Source organism: Ramlibacter sp. bp-362, from assembly GCF_054956735.1.
This window is the reverse complement of the sequence record NZ_JBUDXE010000001.1, coordinates 453730-473703: the sequence shown is the minus strand read 5'-3', so window position 1 is coordinate 473703 and position 19974 is coordinate 453730. Positions and strand designations below refer to the sequence as shown.

General features: G+C 68.6%; 21 protein-coding genes. 12 read left to right on the top strand and 9 right to left on the bottom strand.

What is annotated here, in order from left to right; translation table 11 throughout:
- The first annotated feature begins 38 nt into the window (after positions 1–38).
- From ACY0MJ_RS02425 to ACY0MJ_RS02405, 5 genes are all read left to right on the top strand, one after another.
- The gene (locus ACY0MJ_RS02425) at positions 39–1220 is read left to right on the top strand and encodes a hypothetical protein (protein WP_462636673.1); all 1182 of its coding nucleotides are present in this window, start codon (positions 39–41) and stop codon (positions 1218–1220) included.
- Entirely contained in the window at positions 1196–2686 is a 1491-nt protein-coding gene (locus ACY0MJ_RS02420) for a hypothetical protein (RefSeq protein ID WP_462636672.1), read from the top strand. Before ACY0MJ_RS02425 ends, ACY0MJ_RS02420 begins: the two co-directional genes overlap by 25 nt.
- Positions 2687–2750: 64 nt before the next feature.
- Positions 2751–3359 (top strand): nucleotidyltransferase family protein, encoded by a 609-nt coding sequence (locus ACY0MJ_RS02415; protein ID WP_462636671.1) that lies wholly within the window; start codon positions 2751–2753, stop codon positions 3357–3359.
- Between the two features lie 102 nt (positions 3360–3461).
- Positions 3462–3920, top strand: a complete 459-nt coding sequence (locus tag ACY0MJ_RS02410; RefSeq protein ID WP_462636670.1) for a CreA family protein — start codon at positions 3462–3464, stop codon at positions 3918–3920.
- Complete coding sequence (locus ACY0MJ_RS02405) at positions 3917–4447, top strand: DUF1697 domain-containing protein (protein WP_462636668.1); 531 nt, start codon at positions 3917–3919, stop codon at positions 4445–4447. Before ACY0MJ_RS02410 ends, ACY0MJ_RS02405 begins: the two co-directional genes overlap by 4 nt.
- 16 nt (positions 4448–4463) lie before the next feature.
- On the opposite strand, the gene ACY0MJ_RS02400 is transcribed toward ACY0MJ_RS02405, so the two are convergent.
- The 4 genes from ACY0MJ_RS02400 to ACY0MJ_RS02385 all read right to left on the bottom strand — a co-directional run bounded on the left by ACY0MJ_RS02400 (position 4464) and on the right by ACY0MJ_RS02385 (position 7542).
- Positions 4464–5264 carry an amino acid ABC transporter permease gene (locus ACY0MJ_RS02400; protein ID WP_462636667.1) on the bottom strand — a complete coding sequence of 267 codons (801 nt, stop codon included), beginning with the start codon at positions 5262–5264 and terminating at the stop codon, positions 4464–4466.
- A complete protein-coding gene (locus tag ACY0MJ_RS02395) occupies positions 5261–5923 on the bottom strand; it encodes an amino acid ABC transporter permease (RefSeq protein ID WP_462636666.1) in 663 nt (220 codons plus the stop codon). The genes ACY0MJ_RS02400 and ACY0MJ_RS02395 overlap by 4 nt, the downstream gene beginning before the upstream one ends.
- A gap of 3 nt (positions 5924–5926) precedes the next feature.
- Entirely contained in the window at positions 5927–6829 is a 903-nt protein-coding gene (locus ACY0MJ_RS02390; RefSeq protein ID WP_462636665.1) for a glutamate ABC transporter substrate-binding protein, read from the bottom strand.
- 74 nt (positions 6830–6903) lie between these two features.
- Positions 6904–7542, bottom strand: a complete 639-nt coding sequence (locus ACY0MJ_RS02385; RefSeq protein ID WP_462636664.1) for a cysteine hydrolase family protein — start codon at positions 7540–7542, stop codon at positions 6904–6906.
- Positions 7543–7641: 99 nt separating this feature from the next.
- Here ACY0MJ_RS02385 and ACY0MJ_RS02380 point away from each other — a divergent pair, with 99 nt between their 5' ends.
- The gene (locus ACY0MJ_RS02380; protein WP_462636663.1) at positions 7642–8628 is read left to right on the top strand and encodes a GlxA family transcriptional regulator; all 987 of its coding nucleotides are present in this window, start codon (positions 7642–7644) and stop codon (positions 8626–8628) included.
- On the opposite strand, the gene ACY0MJ_RS02375 is transcribed toward ACY0MJ_RS02380, so the two are convergent.
- Positions 8561–9535 carry an AraC family transcriptional regulator gene (locus ACY0MJ_RS02375; protein WP_462636662.1) on the bottom strand — a complete coding sequence of 325 codons (975 nt, stop codon included), beginning with the start codon at positions 9533–9535 and terminating at the stop codon, positions 8561–8563. The genes ACY0MJ_RS02380 and ACY0MJ_RS02375 overlap by 68 nt on opposite strands.
- Positions 9536–9611: 76 nt before the next feature.
- Here ACY0MJ_RS02375 and ACY0MJ_RS02370 point away from each other — a divergent pair, with 76 nt between their 5' ends.
- Positions 9612–10634, top strand: a complete 1023-nt coding sequence (locus ACY0MJ_RS02370) for an NADP-dependent oxidoreductase (RefSeq protein ID WP_462636661.1) — start codon at positions 9612–9614, stop codon at positions 10632–10634.
- A gap of 5 nt (positions 10635–10639) precedes the next feature.
- On the opposite strand, the gene ACY0MJ_RS02365 is transcribed toward ACY0MJ_RS02370, so the two are convergent.
- From ACY0MJ_RS02365 to ACY0MJ_RS02355, 3 genes are all read right to left on the bottom strand, one after another.
- Positions 10640–11191, bottom strand: a complete 552-nt coding sequence (locus ACY0MJ_RS02365; protein ID WP_462636660.1) for a carboxymuconolactone decarboxylase family protein — start codon at positions 11189–11191, stop codon at positions 10640–10642.
- Positions 11192–11257: 66 nt separating this feature from the next.
- Entirely contained in the window at positions 11258–11941 is a 684-nt protein-coding gene (locus ACY0MJ_RS02360) for an NIPSNAP family protein (protein ID WP_462636659.1), read from the bottom strand.
- Between the two features lie 32 nt (positions 11942–11973).
- The gene (locus ACY0MJ_RS02355) at positions 11974–12957 is read right to left on the bottom strand and encodes a Bug family tripartite tricarboxylate transporter substrate binding protein (protein WP_462636658.1); all 984 of its coding nucleotides are present in this window, start codon (positions 12955–12957) and stop codon (positions 11974–11976) included.
- Positions 12958–13106: 149 nt separating this feature from the next.
- On the opposite strand from ACY0MJ_RS02355, the gene ACY0MJ_RS02350 reads away from it, so the two are divergent.
- Both ACY0MJ_RS02350 and ACY0MJ_RS02345 read left to right on the top strand, forming a co-directional pair.
- Complete coding sequence (locus tag ACY0MJ_RS02350; RefSeq protein ID WP_462636657.1) at positions 13107–14039, top strand: LysR family transcriptional regulator; 933 nt, start codon at positions 13107–13109, stop codon at positions 14037–14039.
- A gap of 212 nt (positions 14040–14251) precedes the next feature.
- Positions 14252–14908, top strand: coding sequence for an alpha/beta fold hydrolase (locus tag ACY0MJ_RS02345; RefSeq protein WP_462636656.1), 657 nt, complete (start codon positions 14252–14254; stop codon positions 14906–14908).
- A 12-nt stretch (positions 14909–14920) separates the two neighbouring features.
- Here ACY0MJ_RS02345 and ACY0MJ_RS02340 read toward each other — a convergent pair whose 3' ends face one another.
- Positions 14921–15820, bottom strand: a complete 900-nt coding sequence (locus ACY0MJ_RS02340) for a LysR family transcriptional regulator (RefSeq protein WP_462636655.1) — start codon at positions 15818–15820, stop codon at positions 14921–14923.
- Positions 15821–15912: 92 nt separating this feature from the next.
- Between ACY0MJ_RS02340 and ACY0MJ_RS02335 the strand changes: the two genes are divergently transcribed.
- Genes ACY0MJ_RS02335 through ACY0MJ_RS02325 form a run of 3 tightly spaced genes read left to right on the top strand, consistent with a single transcriptional unit; the run spans position 15913 to position 19971 of the window.
- The gene (locus ACY0MJ_RS02335) at positions 15913–17220 is read left to right on the top strand and encodes an FAD-dependent oxidoreductase (protein WP_462636654.1); all 1308 of its coding nucleotides are present in this window, start codon (positions 15913–15915) and stop codon (positions 17218–17220) included.
- 58 nt (positions 17221–17278) lie between these two features.
- Positions 17279–18286, top strand: coding sequence for a Bug family tripartite tricarboxylate transporter substrate binding protein (locus ACY0MJ_RS02330; RefSeq protein ID WP_462636653.1), 1008 nt, complete (start codon positions 17279–17281; stop codon positions 18284–18286).
- Entirely contained in the window at positions 18283–19971 is a 1689-nt protein-coding gene (locus ACY0MJ_RS02325) for an FAD-dependent oxidoreductase (RefSeq protein ID WP_462636652.1), read from the top strand. Before ACY0MJ_RS02330 ends, ACY0MJ_RS02325 begins: the two co-directional genes overlap by 4 nt.
- Positions 19972–19974: the final 3 nt, after the last annotated feature.

The following is a 19974-nucleotide window of genomic DNA, read 5'->3' as shown; positions in this document are numbered from 1 at the left end:
GTGCGAAGCCTGCATGTCTTCAAAACAAGGAGTGGAGAATGTCCCGGAAGAAACTTGACCGCATCGGCCGCGTGCTGGTGCTTCCCGTCCTGTCCCTGGCGCTGGTGCCCGCCGCGAGCGCGGCCGACGAGACCTGCAACTCCCGGCTCGACGACATCAAGGCGCGCATCGAGAGCCTGTCCAGCCAGATCGACAGCGCCGGCAAGGCGCTGCAGGGCGACTTCGAGTCCAGCACCTCGAAGGACTACACCAAGAAGTACTTCGACGCCTTCGAGACGCTGAACAAGTCGGCCTCGGACGCCACCAAGCTCGTGAACACCGGCTACAAGCTGGCGGGCTACAACAAGCCGCTGCCCGAAGGCGGCATCCAGAAGGCGCTGCCGCCCAAGGTGACCACCACCATGGCCAACGCGGAGGAACTGGCGCAGGCGGCGCTGGACGAGGACAACACCAAGCTGGACGTGGCGGAGATCCGCTGCTCGCAGAACACGGAGGACGCCGCCCTCGGCGCCGCGCTCGAGAAGCTCGACTCCAAGACGGTCGACAAGTTCAAGGCCGGCAAGAAGAAGGCCTGCAAGGTGGTGCACGTGCTGGCCGACCTGCAGGACAAGCGCCAGAAGCTCAACGACATCCGGGAGAACGGCTATCCGCTGTTCTTCCTGAAGGCCAAGGACAAGAAGAACTTCGGCGGCAAGGAGCGGACCATCCAGATCAAGGCGGACCTGCGCATGTTCCCGATCTACCCGGACAGCGCCATGAAGGCCGACGGCAAGGACCAGCCGATCCTGCTCGGGAAGATCGAGGGCATCGACCTCTCCTACAACTCCTACTTCAAGTGGAGCGACAACAACTGGACGACACTGAACCTGTACCAGTACTTCATCAGCGACACGCAGAAGGACGAGATCTGCTACCCCCAGCTGAAGCTCTCCAGCAGCGTGAAGGTGGCCACCTGCGTGCACGTGGAGGAGATCAAGACCGACTACATCAAGGTCAAGGTGCGCGCCAAGTACTGGTACAACGGCGACTCCAGCGCCGTGAGCCTGGGCACGCAGAAGATCCCCGCGCCCTTCGGGTACCTGGCCGACGTGTCGGACATGAAGGAAGAGAAGATGCAGAAGCTGAAGTCCAAGGCGGTGGACCGCCTGGCTTCGGTCCTCGGCCCCTACGGTGACGCGATCAAGAAGGCGCAGGAATGGAAGTCGGCTTGCGGCGCCTGATGCGTTGGACGCCGCTGCCGCTGGCGCTGTGCCTCGCGCTGGCCGGCTGCGGCGGCATCCCCCGGTTCGAGGCGCCCACCGAACCGGCGCAGAACCTGGGGCCGCAATGGCAGCGGCACTACAGCCACGCGGTCGACCTCCTCGCGAGCGATCGCCTGCCGCAGCACAAGGGCGTCTTCGCCCGGGCCGCGTTCGCGAGCGCGGCCCGCTTCGCGAAGGACCACGCGCCTTCGTACGCGGGGCTGGGCCTGACCGAGCTGAACCTGGGCAACCTCTCGGAAGCCCAGGTCGCCTTCCTCAACGCGGCGCTGATCGACGACCGCAGCATGTACTGGGCGCTGTCCGCCATCGCGGCCCTGCGGGGCGGCAACGAACAGGTGGCGCGCACGCTGTTCGACGCCATGCAGGCGGCGAAGCAGCAGGACGACGACCCCGCCACGCGCTTCGTGCGGGCCGTCTACCTGGCGGACGACAAGACCTTTCCGGGCCCGCTGGTGACGATCCCGCATGCCGACGCCGGCAAGCCGGTGAAGGCAGACCTGGTCTGCGGCAGCGAGAGCGAGGAGGCGGCCTGCCGCGACCTCAACGTCGTCGCGAGCGTCTACTTCGTGCGCCGCTACGCGTCGGACGCGACGACGCGCGGCTCGGGCTTCTTCAACGACCTCGTGCTGCAGCTGGGCGCCTCGCCGGAGGAGAACTACTACCAGTACGACCGCACGCGCACGGACGACACGCTGACGCGGACCAAGCGGCTGCTGATGACGCCGCACCTCTCGATCCCGGACATCCAGTACGCCGTGCGCCTGATGCCCGTGAACGTGGGCAGCAGCGTCTACCTGAACGCCGCGCCCTCTGTCGTGACGACGATCGGCGCCGAATCGGAGGTGCGCGAAGGCGCGGACGTGACCATCCTGTACGCGGGCACGCAGGGCGGCGATGCCACCGAATACACCGCGAAGACCGGCACGGTGCTGCACATCCAGCCCGAGATGGCGACGCCCGACCAGGTCAAGTTGAAGCTGAACTTCGAGTTCAGCTCGCTCGCGGCGCTGGAACCCGGCCTGAACGCGCAGGTGCTGAACGTCTCGACCAACAAGTACTCCGTCACGGGCAACTTCCCGTACGGAAAACCGGTGGTGCTGGGGACGCTCTCGAACGGCAGCCAGAAATACGACTCCTCGGGCCAGATCGGCCTGCGACGCATCCCGCCCCTCGCCGGCGCCTTCGGCGAATCGCGCGACGAGGTCACGACCTCCGAAACGCTGGTGCTCGGCGTGCTGGCGGAGCCCGCGGTGTTCCGCGGCTCGCACGAGGCGCGGGTGCTGGAGGCGATGCGCAGCATGGGGGTGAAGACGCCGGAGTACGGGAAGATCGAGCGGCGGCGGGTCGTGCACCTGGCGCCGGATGTGGCGGGGTTTCTGGGGGAGTTCCTGAAGAAGGAAGGGGAGAGGCTGGCGCCGCGGTAGAGGGTGGCGGTCACCTGCCCGGTCGCGCCAGCTGCCCGAGGGCTGCTTTGGGTCGAAAGCGGACATGGCCTATGCTGCCAATGTGCACGAAAGCCGCCCACCCGATCTCCAGCGCTTCCTCGCTGACATCCGGGCCAACCGGTACAACCGCGCGATCCTGGATGCCTGGGATGCCCTGGAACTCCCCGACGGCTGGCTGGTCGCGGGTTGCCTGTTCCAGTCGGTGTGGAATCTGGAGTCGCGCCGTGCGCCCGAGGAAGGCATCAAGGACTACGACATCTTCTACTTCGATGCCGACGATCTCTCGGCGGAAGCCGAGGCGAGGATGCAGGCCCGGGTAGAAAGGGTGCTTGGCGCGCTGGGCGTCCCGATCGAGGTGAAGAACCAGGCGCGAGTGCACCTCTGGTACGAGGAGCACTTCGGCTTTCCCTATCAGAGGCTGGCCTGCGCGAAGGATGGAATCGACCGCTTCCTGGTGCCCTCGACCTGCGTCGGCGTACGGCCGCTGGGCGGGGAGTACGAGGTCTACGCGCCGAACGGTCTTCCGATCCTCTACGCCGGCGTGCTCGCGCCGAATCCCCTCGTTCCTCACATGAAGCTGTTCCGGGAGAAGGCCGCGTCGTACCGTAGCCGATGGGCGTGGCTGCAGACCTCGGCCTTTGACGGTGGGTAGCATCACGCTATCCCCAACTGACGAATGCTTATGTCCGTCCGACACGAAACCCGCTCCCGACCCAACCGTTCCCGCCCGCGCACGCGAACGCGCGCCGTTGCCGTGGCCGCCGCGGGACTCTCGATCCTCTTCGCCGCCGCCCACGCCGAACAGATCGGCTCCGTCGACACCGTCTTCAAGTTCATCGGCCCCAACCACAAGATCGTGGTGGAGGCGTACGACGACCCGGCCGTGAGCGGCGTGGCCTGCCACGTCTCGCGCGCCAAGACCGGCGGCATCAGCGGTGCCGTCGGGATCGCCGAGGACCCGAGCGACGCGTCCATCGCCTGCCGCCAGGTGGGGCCGATCTCCTTCCGGCAGCCGCTGCCGCAGCAGGAGGAGGTCTTCAACGAGCGCACCTCCATCCTGTTCAAGCACCTGCGCATCGTGCGGATGGTGGACACCCGGCGCAACACGCTCGTCTATCTCACCTATTCCGACAAGCTGATCGAGGGCAGCCCCAAGAACAGCATCGCGGCCGTGCCGGTGGATCGCGCGACGCCGATTCCGGTGAAGCGATGAAGCCGGCCGCCACGCAGCGCCACGTCGCCTTCCTGCGCGGCGTGTCGCCGATGAACCTGCGCATGCCGGACCTGAAGGCGTGCGTCGAAGCCGCGGGCTTCACCGACGTGCGCACGGTGCTGTCGAGCGGCAACGTCGCTTTCGACAGCGACGGGCGGTCGGCGCACGAGCTGGAGAAGGCGCTGGAGGACGCGATGACGCAAAGCCTCGGCCGCTCCTTCTTCACCATCGTCCGGCCGGCGAAGGCGCTCGCTGCCCTCGTGGCGACCGATCCCTTCGCGGGCTACGGCTTGCCGCCCTCGGCCAAGCTGGTGGTCAGCTTCCTGCGTGCGCCGCGCCCCTCGCGTGTCCCCTTGCCCCTGACCGAAGGAACGGCCACCGTGATCCACCAGCAGGGCGCGGACGTGTTCACCGCCTACCTGCCGGCGGGCGACGGACCCGTGTTCATGAAACTGATCGCGCGGGCCTACGGCGACGAGGTCACCACCCGCACCTGGGACACGCTGCGCAAATGCGCCGTCGCATGACTCCCGTCCCCGAGGGTCAATGCATACGCCGGCCGAGCCGGCGGCTGGCCCTGGAAATGGCGTAGTTCACCGCGCAATACAGCACCGCCACCGCAAGGTACACGGGCACGAGCGAACGGTAGTTGGCGATGAGCACCTTGGCGTTCTGCATCAGTTCGCCGTAGGTGACGACGTAGCCGAAGGTCGTGTCCTTCACCACGATGACCAGTTGCGCGACGAGTGCCGGGACGATGTAGCGCACCGCCTGGGGAAAGACGACCAGCGCGAAGACCTGGGCTTCCCTGAAACCCAGGGCCCGGGCCGCATTCGTCTGGCCGCGGGGAACCGCGAGCACGCCCGCGCGGTACACCTCGGCCACCACGGCGGCGGTGCTGAGTCCCACCGGCAGCGTCAGCATCCAGTACGCGCTCAGCTTGATCCCCACAGACGGCAGGACCAGGAAGCACACGTAGATCAGCAGCAGGGTGGGCACGCCGCGCAGGAACTCGATGGCCGCGACGGCCGGCCAGCGCAGGACGCGCAGCCGCGACAGGCGCCCCACCAGGAGCACCAGGCCGAGGGTCAGTGCGATGACGGCTGCTGCCGCCGCCGATGCGAGCGTGCCGAGCAGCCCCTTCGCGAGGAAGGCCCAGGTCGTCTTCCACGTGAAGAATTCCCAGAGCCGCCCCGCGAACTGGCCCGCGTCATGGAACCGGTACACGATCCCGACGGCCAGCAGGAGCAGCGACGCCGCGACGATCCAGCTCGCCGCGCGCGTGATGGCCTGTGCCTTGACGCCCAGGTCGCCGAAGAGGATGTCTTCCAGGGCGCGGCTCATCGCAGGATCCGCAGCTTCCTGTCCAGGGTGGCGCCCGCCCATGCGATGAGCAGGCCCGACGCCAGGTACATCGCGGCGGCCAGCGTGAACGCGGGGATCCCGGCGGCGGAATCATTGGCGATCTTGGCCACCAGCGCCGTGAGTTCGCGGCCCGGAACGGGCACCTGGGACGCCAGCGAAGTGGACAGCATCACCGCGATGAGCAGCGAGGTCATGGGCTGGACCACCGAGCGCAGCGCCTGCGGCAGCACGATCGCCGAGATGATGACCAGCGGCCGCATGCCCAGGCTGCGTGCGGCCTGGACCTGGCCCTCGGCGATGGTGTTGATGCCCGTGCGCAGGTAGTCCGCCGTGAACGCGGAGCACACCAGGGCCAGCGTGAGGATCACGCTCGGCTCGTAGTCGATCACGACCTCAAGATCGGGCAGGGCGAACACGATGAAGATCAGCAGGGCGACGGCCGGGATGTTGCGGAAGATCTCGACGTAGGCGGTCAGCACGAAACGAAGCGGCCGCAGCGGCAGCAGGCGGGCCACCGTCACGACGATCCCCAGCGCGAAGCCGGCCACGAACGACAGGGCCGTGAGCTTCCACGTGAGAAAAAGGGCCTGTCCGAAGGCAGGCCCGTAGTCGGCCAGGAGCCGGGTGACACCGCCCATGGGTCAGGGAAGCGCGGGCGGCTTCGGGACGTCCTTGCTGCCGGTGCGCTGGCCGATGGACACCGTCCACAGCTTGGCCCAGGTGCCGTCGGCCTCGATCTTCTTCAGGAAGGCGTTGACGAAGGCCACGCCGTCCGAGCCCTTGGGCAGCCCGATGCCGTACGGGTCTTCCGGACCGAAGGGCGCGCCGGCCAGCTTCGCCTCGCCGGTGGCCTGGCTCAGGACGTTGAGCAGCAGCGTGTAGTCGGTCACGTAGGCGTCCACGCGGCCCTGGCGCAGGGCGTCGAGGGCTTCCTGGTGCGTCTGGAATTCCTGCACGACGGCCTTGGGCGCGAATTGCGCCAGGATCGCGGGCCCCGTCGATCCCGCCTGCGTGGCGACCTTCTTGCCGGCGAGATCCTGGTAGGACCGGATCGTCTTGTTGTTCGCCTTGACGAGCACACCCGCCTGCGAGGTGTAGTAGGGCCCGGCGAAGGAGATCTTCTCCGCCCGGGCCGGGGTGATGGAGTAGGTCGCGAGGACCATGTCCACCTGGTCGTTGATGAGCACCTGCTCGCGCGTGGACGACGTGACCTGCGTGAACTTGAACTTCGACCCGTCGCCCAGGATGTAGCGCGTGAGCAGCTGGGCCAGGCCCGCATCGAAGCCACGCATCTTGCCGTCCTTCTCGTTGAGCATCGAGAAGAGATTCGAGGTCTGCGTGGCGCCCAGGCGCAGCGTGCCGGCCTGCTTGATCTTGCTGGCCCACTTGCTCGAGGCGATGGTCGCGGCGTCGGCCACCGGGCCTTGCGCGACCAGCGCGTCGAATGCCGCGGCATTGATGGGGGTGCCTTGCGCGAAGAGCGGCCCGCCGGTTGCGACTGCGAGTGCAACCGTGGCGGCTTTCAGGGCGGTTCGGATGGACATGGCTTTTTGTCTCGGTTGGGTGTGACGCCGACGAATGTAGCGCAGCGGCATCCTGCCGGGCGGAGGAAGCGCGCTCAGTCGACCGGCAGCCCCCGTCCGCGACGGTTCGAGAGCACGGGGTTGTCGCGCCGCAGGGGCTGCTGCGCCTTCACGGCTTGGATCCAGTCCGCAGTGGAGGTCACGGCGGCGAAGTTGCTGTGGAAGACGACGCTGAACACGCGGTGGATTTCCTCGGCGGAAGCGCGACCCGCCGCGTTCGCATACGGCAGCGCGCCGCTGGCGTCGTGCAGGTACTCCATCGCCAGGCCGCGGTGCATTCCCTCGAAGATCGTGGCCGCGACGCAGTTGTGCGTCATGTAGCCGGCCACGGACAGCGTGTCGATCCGGCGCTCTTCCAGCCACCCGGCGAAACCCGTCCGGGTGAACGCGCTCGGGAATGCCTTCGTGACCAGGTGGTCCCGCGGCCGGCTCGTCACCGCGTCGTGCAGTTCGCCCGCGTGCGTACCGGCCTGGAACAGCGGCAGGCCCGCCGGCGCATGGTGCCGCACCACCACCACGGGCACGCCAGCCTGCGACGCGGCGTCCATCGCGCTTGCGATGTTGGGCAGCGTCTTCGCAATGGGCGGATGTTCGATCGGCAGGCCGCCGCCGTCGAAGTACTCGTTCTGAACGTCGATGACGACGAGTGCGCGCCGGGGGGATGGGGAAGGCATGGCAGGGATCCTTTCGATGAGGTGGCAAGGCCCGGATTCTTGGCCCGCGTGGACGACTCCGAAAGTGGCCTGGATGCCATCCATCGATAGAATCAGGCCATGCCAGAGCTTTCGTCCGAGGACGTCGCCGTCGTCGCGTTCGACGGCATCAGTCCCTTCCACCTGTCCGTGCCCTGCCTCGTCTTCGGCGAGGACCGGCGGCCGGACGGCAGTCCGCGCTTCCGGCTGAAGGTGTGCGCCGCCGAGCCCGGTCCGCTGCGCACCAATGCCGGGTTCGACCTGGTGGCCCGCCGCGGTCTCGGTGCGCTGCGCAGCGCCGGCATCGTGGTGATCCCCTCGTGGCGGGACGATGGACGACCGGCGCCGCCCTCGCTGTTGCGCGAGCTGCGCGCGGCGCACAGGCGCGGGGCGCTGATCGTCGGGCTGTGCCTGGGCGCCTTCGTGCTGGCCGAGGCCGGGCTGCTCGATGGCCGGCCCGCCACCACGCACTGGCACCTGGTTCCGCTGTTCCGCGAGCTGTATCCCTCGGTGCAACTGCAGCCCGAGGTGCTGTACGTCGACGACGGCGACGTCATCACTTCGGCCGGCACGGCCGCCGGGCTGGACTGCTGCCTGCACGTGCTGCGCAAGCGCTGCGGCGCGCAGGCCGCCAACCGCGCCGCGCGCCGCATGGTCGTGGCGCCCCACCGCCAGGGTGGCCAGGCGCAGTACATCGCACAGCCGGTGCCGGCGCGGGCGGAACGCGACCGGCTCGGGCCGGTGCTGGAATGGATGTCGCGGCACGTGGCGCAGCCGCTCGCGCTGGACGACCTGGCGCGCCGCGCCCTCATGAGCCGGCGCACCTTCACCCGCCGGTTCCGGGATGCCACCGGCACCACGACGGTGGGCTGGTTGAAGGCGCAGCGGCTCGCCCTGGCGCAGCGTTTGCTGGAAGAGACCGACCTGCCGATCGAGCAGGTGGCCGCCCAGGCGGGTTTCGGTTCCACCGCCTCCCTGCGCCAGCATTTCGCGCAGGCGCTCAGGACGTCGCCGCTGGCCTATCGCCGCCAGTTCTCGCACGCGCAGCGCTCGGGGGCATTCCCATGATGCGCTTGTAGGCGCGGCTGAACGAGGCCTCGGATTCGTAGCCCAGGCGGTCGGCCGCCACGCTCACGCGCATGCCCCTGGCGGCGATCCATTCGCTGGCCTGGAACATCTGCAGCCGCGCGATGTACCGGGCAGGTGTCTCGCCCACGGCGTTCCTGAAGGCCGCGGCGAAAGCCGACCGCGACGTCCCGGCCAGGCTTGCAAGCGCCGGGATGGTCCATGCGCGCGCCGGATCGGCGTGGATCGCCGCGAGCGCCTTGCCCACCACCGGGGAGCGAAGCGCCGCGATCCAGCCGGTGGTCTGGCCGCACACGCATTCCACCCAGGCGCGGATGGTCGTGGCCGCCACGACATCCGCCATCCGCGCGAGGATCCCGCAGGCGCCGACCCGCTGGAGGGCCACTTCGCGCTCCATGGCTTCGAGCAGCGCCGGCACGGTGGCGTCGCGCCTGGCCAGCTCACCTGCGCGGATGACGCTCGGCATCATGGCCAGCAGCGGATGCCGCGCGTCCAGGTTGAAGCGCAGTCTCGCGCAGAACAGCGTGTGGGTGGTCTCGCTGGTGTCCTTTTCCGCGCCGCCCACGAGATAGACGGCGTCCGACAGCGGGACGCGCGGAAGCGTCGCGATGTCCACGGCGGGGAGGTCCCGGGAGCTCGCCAGGATGTGCGGTGCGCCTCGAGGCAGCAGGACGGCGTCGCCCTGGCGCAGTTGCACCCAGTCGGCATCGCCCGCGCGCAACCAGCAGTCGCCGTGCGCGACGAAGTGGAAGCGGGCCACGGGCCGCGCGGGGAACGCCACCGCCCACGGCGCACGCAGCTCGCATCGGCCGTACTCCAGCCCGTCCAGCCTGAGGTTCAGCAGGATCTCGGTGAGCGGGTCGGGGCCGCGGCCGGAAGTGTCAAGCAATTTGGCTTCCCTGTCATTCATCGCGGCGGATGCTATTCGTAAGCTGGCCGACCTCGCTCACCACAAGGGAACTTCCATGACCGACCTCGTCAATCGCCGCATCCTGCTGGCCGCGCGGCCTCGCGGCTTGCCCGTCGCCGACGATTTCCGCCTTGCCACCGAACCCGTGAAGCCGCCGGCCGAGGGCGAAGTCCTGTTGCGGACGCTGTACCTCTCCCTTGACCCCTACATGCGCAACCTCATGGACGAGGTCGGCCCGGGCTATGCCCCGCGGGTGGAACTCGGTGCGCCGATGGTGGGCGGTACGATCAGCCGCGTCGTGGCCTCGCGCCACCGCGATTTCAGGGAGGGTGATCTCGTGCTGGCCGGCGCCGGCTGGCAGGAGTACGCGATCTCCGACGGCAGCGGGCTGGCCGTGCTGGGCGAGATGGAGCATCCGTCCCACGCGCTCTCGGGCCTGGGCATGCCGGGCTTCACCGCCCACGTGGGCCTGCTGGACATCGGGCGACCGCGCGAGGGCGAGACGGTGGTGGTGGCAGCCGCCACGGGCGCCGTCGGTTCGATCGTCGGCCAGCTCGCCCGGCGTGCGGGAGCACGCGTGGTGGGCATCGCCGGAGGTGCGCGGAAATGCGCGCACGCGGTCGATGTCCTCGGATTCGATGCGTGCATCGACCGCCACGACCCGCAGATGGCGGCCAGGCTGGCGGCCGCTTGCCCGCGCGGCATCGATGTGTACTTCGAGAACGTGGGCGGTGTGGTCCTCAGGGCCGTGCTGCCGCTGCTGAACATCGGCGCCCGGGTGCCGGTGTGCGGCTTTGTCGCGCACTACAACGAAGCCGGCTCCGCGGCCGGCGATCACCTGCCGGCCCTGCTGGCCGCCGTGCTCCAGAAAAGGGTGCGCATGCAGGGCTTCATCATCCTGGACCACTACGGCGAGCGGTTCGATGCCTTCCAGGCGGAGATGCGCAGGCTGGTGGCGGATGGCGCGATTCGCATCGACGAGGAGAGGGTGGCGGGCCTCGAGAACGCGCCACGCGCGTTCATCGACATGCTCGAAGGAAGACACCTGGGGAAGGTGGTGGTGGCCTTCCCGGAGTGAGTGAGCTACCCGTGCTCCCCCGGAAACCGCGCGCCGATGCTTTCCAGGGGCAAGCGCAGTCCATTGGTCAGATAGCTCACGGTTCGATAGAAGCCGGCCAGCATCAGCAACTCGAGGATCGCGTTCTCGGTGAACGCTCCGCGCAAGGCGAGCCAAAGCGCGTCGTCGATGTCGCAATGCCGATGCAGCGCGTCGCACAGGCGGATCAACAGCCGGTCCTCCGTGCTCCAGCACGGATCGTCGGCGGATCCGCGCGCTGTCGAATGAACCTGTTCTTCGGTCAGGCCCGCCTTCGCCGCGTACACGGCGACGTGCACGCCCCATTCGTACTCGGACCGGCAGAGCGCGGTCGTCCGGTCGATGACGATCTCGCGCTGCCGGAGCGTCAGGTTGCCCTTGTCCAGCAAGCCCGCCGCGAAGAATTTCCTGGCCAGCCGAGGGTCGCGCGCCACCGTCGCGAACAGGTGCAAGGGCGGCTGGCCCTTCATCACGCCCTCGATGACCCCGGCGATCTCCGGCTCGAAGGGCGGACTGGCTGGCTGGATGCGTGCAGACATGGCTTCTTCCCTGCTACTGGCAAGTTCGCACATGGTATGCCGCCGCGATGCACCAGCGGACGGGTGTCAACGCAGCGGCGACCATGACGTCGGACGCAGGATCGACCCCGTGTGGCTGCGCTCGAAGCGCCGGGATGTGTCGATCCATTCATTCCAACCCGCGATCGACGCAGGCGCTGCCTGGAGCGCAGCGAGCGACCGGAAATCCTCGAACGCCCAGAGCACGATCGCCTCGGTTCCATTGCGGAACGCAGTCTCGTAGGCGCCGAAGAGCCGCGGAGCGCCGGGTCCCGAGATGGCCGCCGCCGCGTCGCCGAGGCGCGCCAGGTAGTCGACGGCTCCGCCAGCTTCCAGCGTGACGACCTGCTGCAACACCGCCGCTGCGCGCATCTTGCCGACGAGCACCTGAGCGCGGTCCAGCGCGTATTCCGCCGCTACCAGCACGCGATCGAAGCCACCCGACCGTTCGCCGTAGAAGCGCTCCAGCGGCTCGTGAAAGAGCTCCGGGTGCTCGTCGAAATGCCGCCCGAATCCCTCCCAGCCCTGCTGCATTTCCCAGAAGGTAACGAGTTCCGGCCATCGTCCCGTGAGGAACACCGGCGCCCACGCGGCGACGCAGCCGTTGCTGACGGATCCCTTGGCGTTCCCGCCCTCGGTCCGGATGGCCTCGCCCAGCTTCTCGAGATACCGGGTGTGGGTGCCGGGCTGCCGGACCAGGTCCAGCGTTTCATGGAAATAGACGCGTCTCATCCTTGTCGCTCCGCAAGTCATGTGGTTCGAACTCACTCCAGCCTGATCCCGCCCTTGCGGATCACGCCGCCCCAGAGCTCGTAGTCGTCCTGGATCATCTTCTCGAAGACGGCGGGCGAGCCGCCGATCTTCTCGGCGCCCAGAACGGCGAGGCGCTGCTTGAACCCTGGCGTCTCCATCGCTTCGTTGAGTGCGCCATTGAGCTTCGCCACGATCGCATCCGGCGTGCCGCTGCGCACGACGATCCCGAACCATGAGTAGAGTTCGAAACCCTTGACGCCCTGCTCGTCGAGCGTGGGCACATCGGGAAACTGCGGCGAACGCTTCAGCGCGGTGACGCCCAGGGAACGCAGCTTGCCGGCCTTCAGCAGGGCCTGTGCCGAGAACTCGATGTCGAAGTGGGCCGCGACGTCCCCGGCGAGCACCGCGACGTTGGCGGGCGCCGAGCCGCGGTACGGGATGTGGTTCATCCGGATGCCGGCGACCTGCATGAATCGTTCCGCTCCCAGGTGCGTCGTCGTTCCGGTGCCGCCCGAGCCGTAATTCATCCTGCCGCCGGCCTCCCGGGCCATTCCGACCAGGTCCTGGATGTTCCTGGCGGGAGAATCGGGGCGCACCACGACCTGGTGCGGGCTGCGGAAGACACCGGCGACCGAACGGAATTCGCGCATCGGCTCGTACTTCATCGACGGGTAGAGCCACTTGCCGGTGGAGATCACGTTGCTGGCCATCAGCAGCGTGTAGCCGTCGGCAGGCTGCGTCAGCACGTATTCGCTGCCCACGATCGCGCCGGCGCCCGGCTTGTTCTCCACCACCACGGACTGGCCGAGCACTTTCGCCAGTCCATCCGCGATGGCGCGGCCGGTCGTGTCGGAGGGACCTCCCGCCGGATAGGGAACGATCAGGCGGATGGGCCTGCCGGGGTCGCCGGCGGCAGACGCCGCAGGCGCTGCGAACGCACCCGCGAGCGAGCACAGGGAAGCCGCGATCGCGGCGCGTCTTGAGATCGGGTTCATGGCGGGCAGTGTGGGCGGCTGCCACGCACCCGCCCAGCCGGTGTTCTCATACGTGAACACTTTCGCCCCGGCGATGGATGTGTCGACGATGCTTCTTGCTGGAGCCTGCCTTACCCTGCGAAAGCACATTCCGCCCCGGCCGCCATCCCATGAAGACCTTCGACCTCACCCGTTTCGACCTGAACCTGCTTGTCGTCATGCGTGCGCTGCTCGACGAACGCCACGTCGGCCGGGCCGCCGAGAAACTGCATCTGTCGCAATCGGCCACCAGCCATGCACTGAACCGGCTGCGCACGGCGCTGGGTGACCCCCTGTTCATCCGCAACCCGAAGGGCATCCAGCCCACCCCCGTCGCCGTCGAGCTTGCGCCGCGAATCGACGCGGTCTTGCGGGAAATCGAAGGGATCACCTCGCCGCGCGGCGCATTCGATCCAGCCCGGCTCGAATGCGCCTTCAGGATCGGGGCCACGGAGCACGCCATCCTCGCCGCCCTGGCACCTGCGCTACAGGCGATCGGCACGCTGGCGCCAAGGGCGATGCTTCAACTGCAATCCGTCGACCGAAGCACCGTGGCGGCACTGCTGGACGAGACGTCGCTGGACGTCGCAGTCTGTTCGGCATCGTTCAGTTCCCTGCCGCACCGGATCGAGGCGATTCCGCTGTTCCAGGAGCGCTTCGTGGGCATCGCACGACGGGGCCATCCTGCGCTGAGCCTGCGTGGGAACCGGGCTTTCATGAGCCTGGATGCGTTCGCTCAGGCCCGGCACGTCCTCGTGTCGCCATCGGGGGAAAACGCTGGCGCGGTCGACGAGGCGCTGGCGCGCATCGGCCGGCGGCGCCACGTGGTCGCCACGATTCCCACGTTCATGCCGGCGCCATTCTTCGTCGGCGCGGCGGACCTCGTGGCCGTGGTTCCCGAACGCCTGGCCCATGCGCTGGCGGCTTCCACGAGCACGGTGACATTCGAGCTGCCTTTCGACATGGATGCGTGGACCGTCAGCATCCTGCGCCCGGTCGGACGCGCACAGGAGCCGGAGATCGCATGGCTGGTGGACCGGCTCGTCGACGCCACGCAGGACTAGGGCGATGCAGCGGGCGCCTCCATCCCGCCCCATCTGGTGCATGGACTGACTGCAGGAATGCCATTGGACCGCGAATGCCCCGGGCGGCAACATGCAGTCGAATCCACTCTTGAGGAACTTCAGCAATGAGAGCACCGACCTTGGTCATGATTCCCTGCTTCTCCGGATCGCCCTGGAACCTGGGCCAGCTTGGGCCGCTCCAGCATCTGCCCATGCGGACCATGCGACTGCCGGACGAACTCGATGACATCGAGCGCCTGGCGGACTTCGTCGAGGCGCAGGTCGAGGACCTGGACAGCTACATCCTCGTCGGCGACTCGTTCGGGGCCGTCATCGGCCTCGCAGTGGCGACGCGCCAGCCCGCGCGCATGCGCGGGCTCGTCATGTCGGGCGGCTTCGCCAGGAATCCACTCGATTCCCCGCTCCTGAAGACGCTGTCAGCGCTGGCGCCCTGCTTTCCGGGCCCCTTCTACCGGGCGCTGACGCTGAGGGTCCATGCGGCGCAACTGGCCTCGTCCTTCGACGCCGCCGGCGAGATCCCCTGGTCCACGGGCAAGACCCGCGAGTTCTTCGCCAGGGAGACGCCGCATCGCGCCTACGTGAACAGGATGCGCGCGGTCGCCAAGGCGGATTACGTCGATCGACTGGATCGTGTTGCCGTGCCTGCGCTCATCCTGACCCCGCAGGAGGATCGCATCATCGGCAAGCACGCCGCCGGCGTGATGCTCCAGGGAATCCGCCGTTCGAGGGAAGTCGTGCTGGCGCACACCGGCCACATGTTCCGCTTCTCGCACCCCGCGCTCTACGCGCGCGAGGTGCTGCGCTTCGCGGAAGGCCTGCTGCCAGGTGCCGCCGCCGCCCGGGCGTGAGTGTCCGGGCCGCTACGACACCCCGCGCTCCAGCCGCTGTTCAAGGAAGCGAAGGAACAATCGCAGGCGCGCCGTCATGTGCCGGTTGCTCGGGAGCACGGCCAGGATCGGGATGGGCTCGTCGAGCCGGAACGACTCGAGCAGGGGCAGCAACCGGCCCTCGCGCAGGTCCCGCGCCACATGGAAGTCGGCCAGCCTGGCGATCCCCAGCCCCTGGCAGGCGAGCACGCGCAGGAAGTGGTCCGAGTTCGAGGCGATGCGCCCGCTGACGGCCATCGGCACGGCTGCGTCGCCGTCGCGCACGTGCCAGATGCTGCGCGGGCTCTGGGGCAGGAAGTTCAGGCAGTGGTGCCGCGCCAGGTCGTCCGGATGGACCGGCGTGCCGAACTTCCGGAGGTACCGCGGAGCCGCGCACAGCACGGGGACCGTCGTGCCGATCCGCTTGACCACCCTGGTGTCCTCCATCGCGGCGCCTGCCTGGATGGACACGTCCACGTCTTCCGTCACGAGGCTGACCGGATTGCTGGTCAGCAGGAACTCGATCCGGAGCTCCGGGTGGCGGTCCAGGAATTCCGGCAACAGCGGCGCCAGCTGCTGCTCGGAAAAGGTCAGCGTGGTGTGGACCCGGATCGTGCCGCGCGCGGCGGACGCGTCGCCGGTCGCCGTCTCGCATTCCACCAGCGCGTCCAGGACCTTCCTTGCCGCCAGCGCAAGCGCTTTCCCCTCGTGCGTGAGCGACACGGAGCGGGTCGTCCGCTGCAGGAGCCGGGCACCCGTGCGGGCCTCGAGGCGCTCGATGAGCTTGCTGACGGCCGAGGGCGAGCAGTTCATCCGCCGGGCGGCCGCGGAGAAGTTGCCCGCTTCGACGACGCCCAGGAAAACCTCGAGCTCGCGGAGCCGGTCGGTGGCCATACCTGTTCCTCCCGTTCACAGATCATTTGATTCTAGGAGGCTTCCTCCGCGCGGTTCCGCGCGGCACCATGCGGCGCATCCCAGGAGAACGCATGACGGACCTCGACGCGAACAGACAAGCTTCAACCTTCGACGTGCTGGTGGCCGGTGGAGGCATGGCGGGCGTCTGCGCTGCCCTGGCCGCCGCCCGCGCCGGCGCCCGGACCTTGCTGCTGGAGCGCGGCGCCTGCTTCGGCGGGGTGGCCACCGCCGCGGCTGTCGTGCAGTTCATGGGCTGGAAGACCGCCGGTGGCGAGCACATCATCGGTGGCATCGCACGCGAAATTGCCGACCGGCTCATCGCCCGGGGCGCCTCGCCCGGCTTCGACTGGTTCACGATGTCCACGGGCAGCGCGCGGATGGACCGGCTCGAGTTCGACCCGGAAGCGTTGAAGCTGGTGCTGGACGAAATGCTGACCGAAGCCGCAGTCGTGCCGCTGCTTCACAGCTGGGTGTCCCGCGTCGAAGTCGCCGGCGGCCGCATCGAGGCGGTGCATGCATTGACGAAATCGGGCGCGCTCGCGTTCCGGCCGAAGGTCGTGATCGACGCAACCGGCGACATGGACCTGCTGGCCGCCGCAGGGTGCGAAATGCTCCCGCTCGAGCCCGGCGAGGAGGTGCAACCCGCTTCGCTCATGTTCAGGATGGGGCCGATCGACTTCGAGCAGTTCGATGCGATCACGACCGACGAAGCCAGGGAGATCGCCAGGCGCGGCGTCCAGGAGGGTTCTCTCGGCCGGCTCGCGCTGACGTGCAACCGCGTCCCTGGCACGGTCGAGGGCTGGTTCAACGTGACCCGTCTCTCCGTGGACGGCACCGATGCGTTCTCCCTGTCGCGCGCAGAGATCGAGGGCCGCCGCCAGGCCTTCCTCGCCGCGAAATTCATCGCCGACAACGTGCCCGGCTGCTCGGCCGCGCGGATGAATGCACTGGCGGGGGCGGTGGGAGTGCGCGAGACCCGGCGCATCCGCGGCCTCACGGTGGTGACCGAGGCCGATTTGCGCAGCGGCCGGATCTTCCCGGATGCCATCGGGATGTCCGCCTTTCCGATCGACCTGCACCACAGCGGCGAGCACGTGAGCACGATCGAGCGCCTGGGCGGCGACACGCACCGCTACACGGTTCCTCTTGGCGCGCTGATCCCCGTCGGCGTTCGCAATGCGTTGGCGGTGGGACGCGGCATCTCCGCGACGCACACGGCACTTGCGGCGCTCCGGATCATGCCGACCGTGATGCTCATGGGCCAGGCGGCCGGCGTCGTGGCCGCCGAGGCGAGCTCTGGCGACGCCGCGATCCGCGACGTCCCCTTTCCGCGCGTGCGGTCGGCGTTGGCCTCCGCGGGCGCTCTCCTCCCCGCCTAGCGCCGACCACAACCTCCGTGCGTGGCGGGCAATTGAAGGCTTTTCGATGGAGACAGACATGCAGAACCAATTCCTCGCGCCGGTCGCGCGCGGCATGCGACGCCGACTCGCAGTGGCAGCGACAGTCGCTGCGGCCTGCTGGTCCGGCCTGGCCCTCGCGCAGGGCGGCACGTATCCCGACCGGCCGGTCCGGCTGATCGTGCCGTATGCCGCGGGTGGCGCGACCGATGTGCTCGCGCGCGTGATCGGCGTCGAGATGGCCAGGACACTGGGGCAGCCGGTCGTCGTGGAAAACAGGGTGGGTGCGGCCGGCAACATCGGCGCCGGCTACGTCGCGAAGTCCGCGCCGGACGGCTACACCGTCTGTTTTTGCACGACATCGCCCCAGAGCGTGTCGCCGCACCTGATGAAGCTGCCGTTCGACCCGGTCAAGGATCTTGTTCCGGTGGTTCACATCCACAACTTGCCGAACGTCATCCTGGCGCGAAGCGACTTTCCGGCCGACAGCATCCGGGAACTGGTCGCGCTCGCCCGGCAGCAACCCGGAAAGATCAGCTTCGGCACGCCGGGGCGAGGCGGCCCGCAGCACCTGGCTGGCGAGTTGTTGAGCAGCATGGCGGAGATCAGGATGAACCATGTGCCCTACAAGGGAGAGGCGCCGGCGTTCACCGCCCTCGCGGGCGGACAGATCGACCTGGCGATCGGGACCATCAGCGGGTCGAAGGCCTTGATCGAGGCCGGGAAGATCAAGGCACTGGCGGTGACCGGCACCAGGCGCTCGACGGCCATGCCCGGCGTACCGACCGTGATCGAATCGGGCTTCCCGGGATTCGAGGCCACCACGCTGGCTGGCCTGAACGTGCCGGCCGGCACGCCGGCGGACGTGATTCGCAAGCTGAATGAATCGGTGAATGTCGCGCTGCGCCAGCCCGCCGTCAGAAGCAAGATGGTCTCGATGATCGTGGAGCCCGTCGGCGGCAGTCCGGAGGCCTACGCGAGTTTCCTGCGCAAGGAATACGACAAATGGGGCCGCGTCGTGCGCGAGGCGCGGATCTCGCTGGAATGAACCCGTGCGACCTGCTCGTGGTGGGTTCGGGCGCCGGCGGCCTGTCGGCGGCCGTCACGGCGGCCCACCTGGGGCTGAAGGTCCTGGTGGTCGAGAAGGAACCGTGCTTCGGCGGCACGACCGCCTGGTCGGGGGGATGGATGTGGGTTCCGCGCAATCCACTGGCGGTGGCGGCCGGCATCACGGAGCCGCTGGAAAAGCCGCTGTCCTATCTGCGCCGGGAGCTCGGGGAGCACTTCGACGAACCCCTGTTGCGCAGCTTCCTGCTGAACGGACCGCGGATGGTCGAGTTCTTCCGTTCGCGAACCGCTCTGCGTTTCGTCGACGGCAACGCCGTTCCGGACTTCCACGGCCGCAACCCGGATGCGGTGACCGGCGGCCGTTCGCTCTGCGCTGCTCCTTTCGACGGCCGGCTGCTGGGTGAGCGTATCGCGCAGCTCAAGCCGCCCCTCAAGGAAACGACGCTCTGGGGCATGGGAATCGCGTCCGGCGAGTTGCGCCATTTCCTCGACGCCACGCGCTCGGCCGACGCGTTCCGGCGCGTGGCGAAACGCGTGTTGCGCCATTGGCGCGACCTGGTCCGGTACGGGCGCGGAATGGACCTGGTCAATGGCAACGCACTGGTCGCTGCGCTGGCCGCCTCGGCGTTCGAAGCCGGTGTCGAGATCCATGTCGACACGCCGGCGCGCCACTTGTTGAAGCGCGGTGGCCGGGTGACCGGCGCCGTCGTGGCCCGTGCCGGCGGCGATGCCGAGATTGACGCCAAGTGCGGCGTGGTGCTGGCCTGCGGCGGGTTTCCACACGACGTCGCCCGCAGGATGGACCTGCTCCCCCATGCACCGGACGGGCATGCGCACTGGTCAGCCGCGTCGCGCGGCAATACCGGCGACGGCCTGCGGCTCGGCGAAGCCGTGGGCGGCCATGTAGCGCGGAGGATGGCCCAGGCCGCCGCGCTGGCCCCCGTGTCGCTGGTGCCCCGAGCCGACGGATCCGTCGCCCACTTCCCGCACCTCGTCGAGCGCGGCAAGCCCGGCCTGATCGCCGTGACGCGCGCCGGTACGCGATTCACCAACGAGGCCGACTCCTACCACGACTTCATGCGTGACCTGCTGGCGGCCACCCCCGCCGGCACGCCAGTCGAAGCCTGGCTGGTCTGCGATCACGCCTTCATTCGCCGCTACGGCCTGGGGGCGGTGAAGCCCGCACCGATGCCGCTGCGCGGCATGCTGCGCAATCGCTACCTGTTGCGAGGCGCGACGCTGGACGAACTGGCCGTCGCGTGCGGCATCGATGAAGCGGCGTTCTGGGCCACGGTGCGGCGCTACAACGCGCAGGCGGTTCGCGGGAAGGACGACGATTTCCACAAGGGCGAAACGCCCTACAACCGGCTCCAGGGTGATGCCGGTGCCGGCCATCCGAACCCCTGCATGGCGCCCCTGGACCGCGCTCCGTTCTACGCCGTCAAGGTCGTGCCCGGAAGCCTCGGTACCTTCGCCGGCCTCGAGGTCAACTCCAGCGCGCAGGTCGTGGATGCCGCCGGCCAGCCCATTGCCGGCCTCTACGCGAGCGGCAACGACATGAACAGCGTGATGGGCGGTCACTACCCCAGCGGCGGCATCACGCTTGGGCCGGCCATGACTTTCGGCTTCATCGCCGCGCACCACGCCGCGGCGCGACGCGAGTGAACC

Coding starts and splice junctions, on each gene's coding strand:
- ACY0MJ_RS02390 (WP_462636665.1), bottom strand. CDS start 6,829: ATGTCCATCCGAACCGCCCTGAAAGCCGCCACGGTTGCACTCGCAGTC.
- ACY0MJ_RS02370 (WP_462636661.1), top strand. CDS start 9,612: ATGACCGACCTCGTCAATCGCCGCATCCTGCTGGCCGCGCGGCCTCGC.
- ACY0MJ_RS02350 (WP_462636657.1), top strand. CDS start 13,107: ATGAAGACCTTCGACCTCACCCGTTTCGACCTGAACCTGCTTGTCGTC.
- ACY0MJ_RS02400 (WP_462636667.1), bottom strand. CDS start 5,264: ATGAGCCGCGCCCTGGAAGACATCCTCTTCGGCGACCTGGGCGTCAAG.
- ACY0MJ_RS02335 (WP_462636654.1), top strand. CDS start 15,913: ATGACGGACCTCGACGCGAACAGACAAGCTTCAACCTTCGACGTGCTG.
- ACY0MJ_RS02365 (WP_462636660.1), bottom strand. CDS start 11,191: ATGTCTGCACGCATCCAGCCAGCCAGTCCGCCCTTCGAGCCGGAGATC.
- ACY0MJ_RS02385 (WP_462636664.1), bottom strand. CDS start 7,542: ATGCCTTCCCCATCCCCCCGGCGCGCACTCGTCGTCATCGACGTTCAG.
- ACY0MJ_RS02355 (WP_462636658.1), bottom strand. CDS start 12,957: ATGAACCCGATCTCAAGACGCGCCGCGATCGCGGCTTCCCTGTGCTCG.
- ACY0MJ_RS02425 (WP_462636673.1), top strand. CDS start 39: ATGTCCCGGAAGAAACTTGACCGCATCGGCCGCGTGCTGGTGCTTCCC.
- ACY0MJ_RS02360 (WP_462636659.1), bottom strand. CDS start 11,941: ATGAGACGCGTCTATTTCCATGAAACGCTGGACCTGGTCCGGCAGCCC.
- ACY0MJ_RS02415 (WP_462636671.1), top strand. CDS start 2,751: ATGGCCTATGCTGCCAATGTGCACGAAAGCCGCCCACCCGATCTCCAG.
- ACY0MJ_RS02345 (WP_462636656.1), top strand. CDS start 14,252: ATGCGGACCATGCGACTGCCGGACGAACTCGATGACATCGAGCGCCTG.
- ACY0MJ_RS02340 (WP_462636655.1), bottom strand. CDS start 15,820: ATGGCCACCGACCGGCTCCGCGAGCTCGAGGTTTTCCTGGGCGTCGTC.
- ACY0MJ_RS02395 (WP_462636666.1), bottom strand. CDS start 5,923: ATGGGCGGTGTCACCCGGCTCCTGGCCGACTACGGGCCTGCCTTCGGA.
- ACY0MJ_RS02380 (WP_462636663.1), top strand. CDS start 7,642: ATGCCAGAGCTTTCGTCCGAGGACGTCGCCGTCGTCGCGTTCGACGGC.
- ACY0MJ_RS02405 (WP_462636668.1), top strand. CDS start 3,917: ATGAAGCCGGCCGCCACGCAGCGCCACGTCGCCTTCCTGCGCGGCGTG.
- ACY0MJ_RS02325 (WP_462636652.1), top strand. CDS start 18,283: ATGAACCCGTGCGACCTGCTCGTGGTGGGTTCGGGCGCCGGCGGCCTG.
- ACY0MJ_RS02420 (WP_462636672.1), top strand. CDS start 1,196: ATGGAAGTCGGCTTGCGGCGCCTGATGCGTTGGACGCCGCTGCCGCTG.
- ACY0MJ_RS02330 (WP_462636653.1), top strand. CDS start 17,279: ATGCAGAACCAATTCCTCGCGCCGGTCGCGCGCGGCATGCGACGCCGA.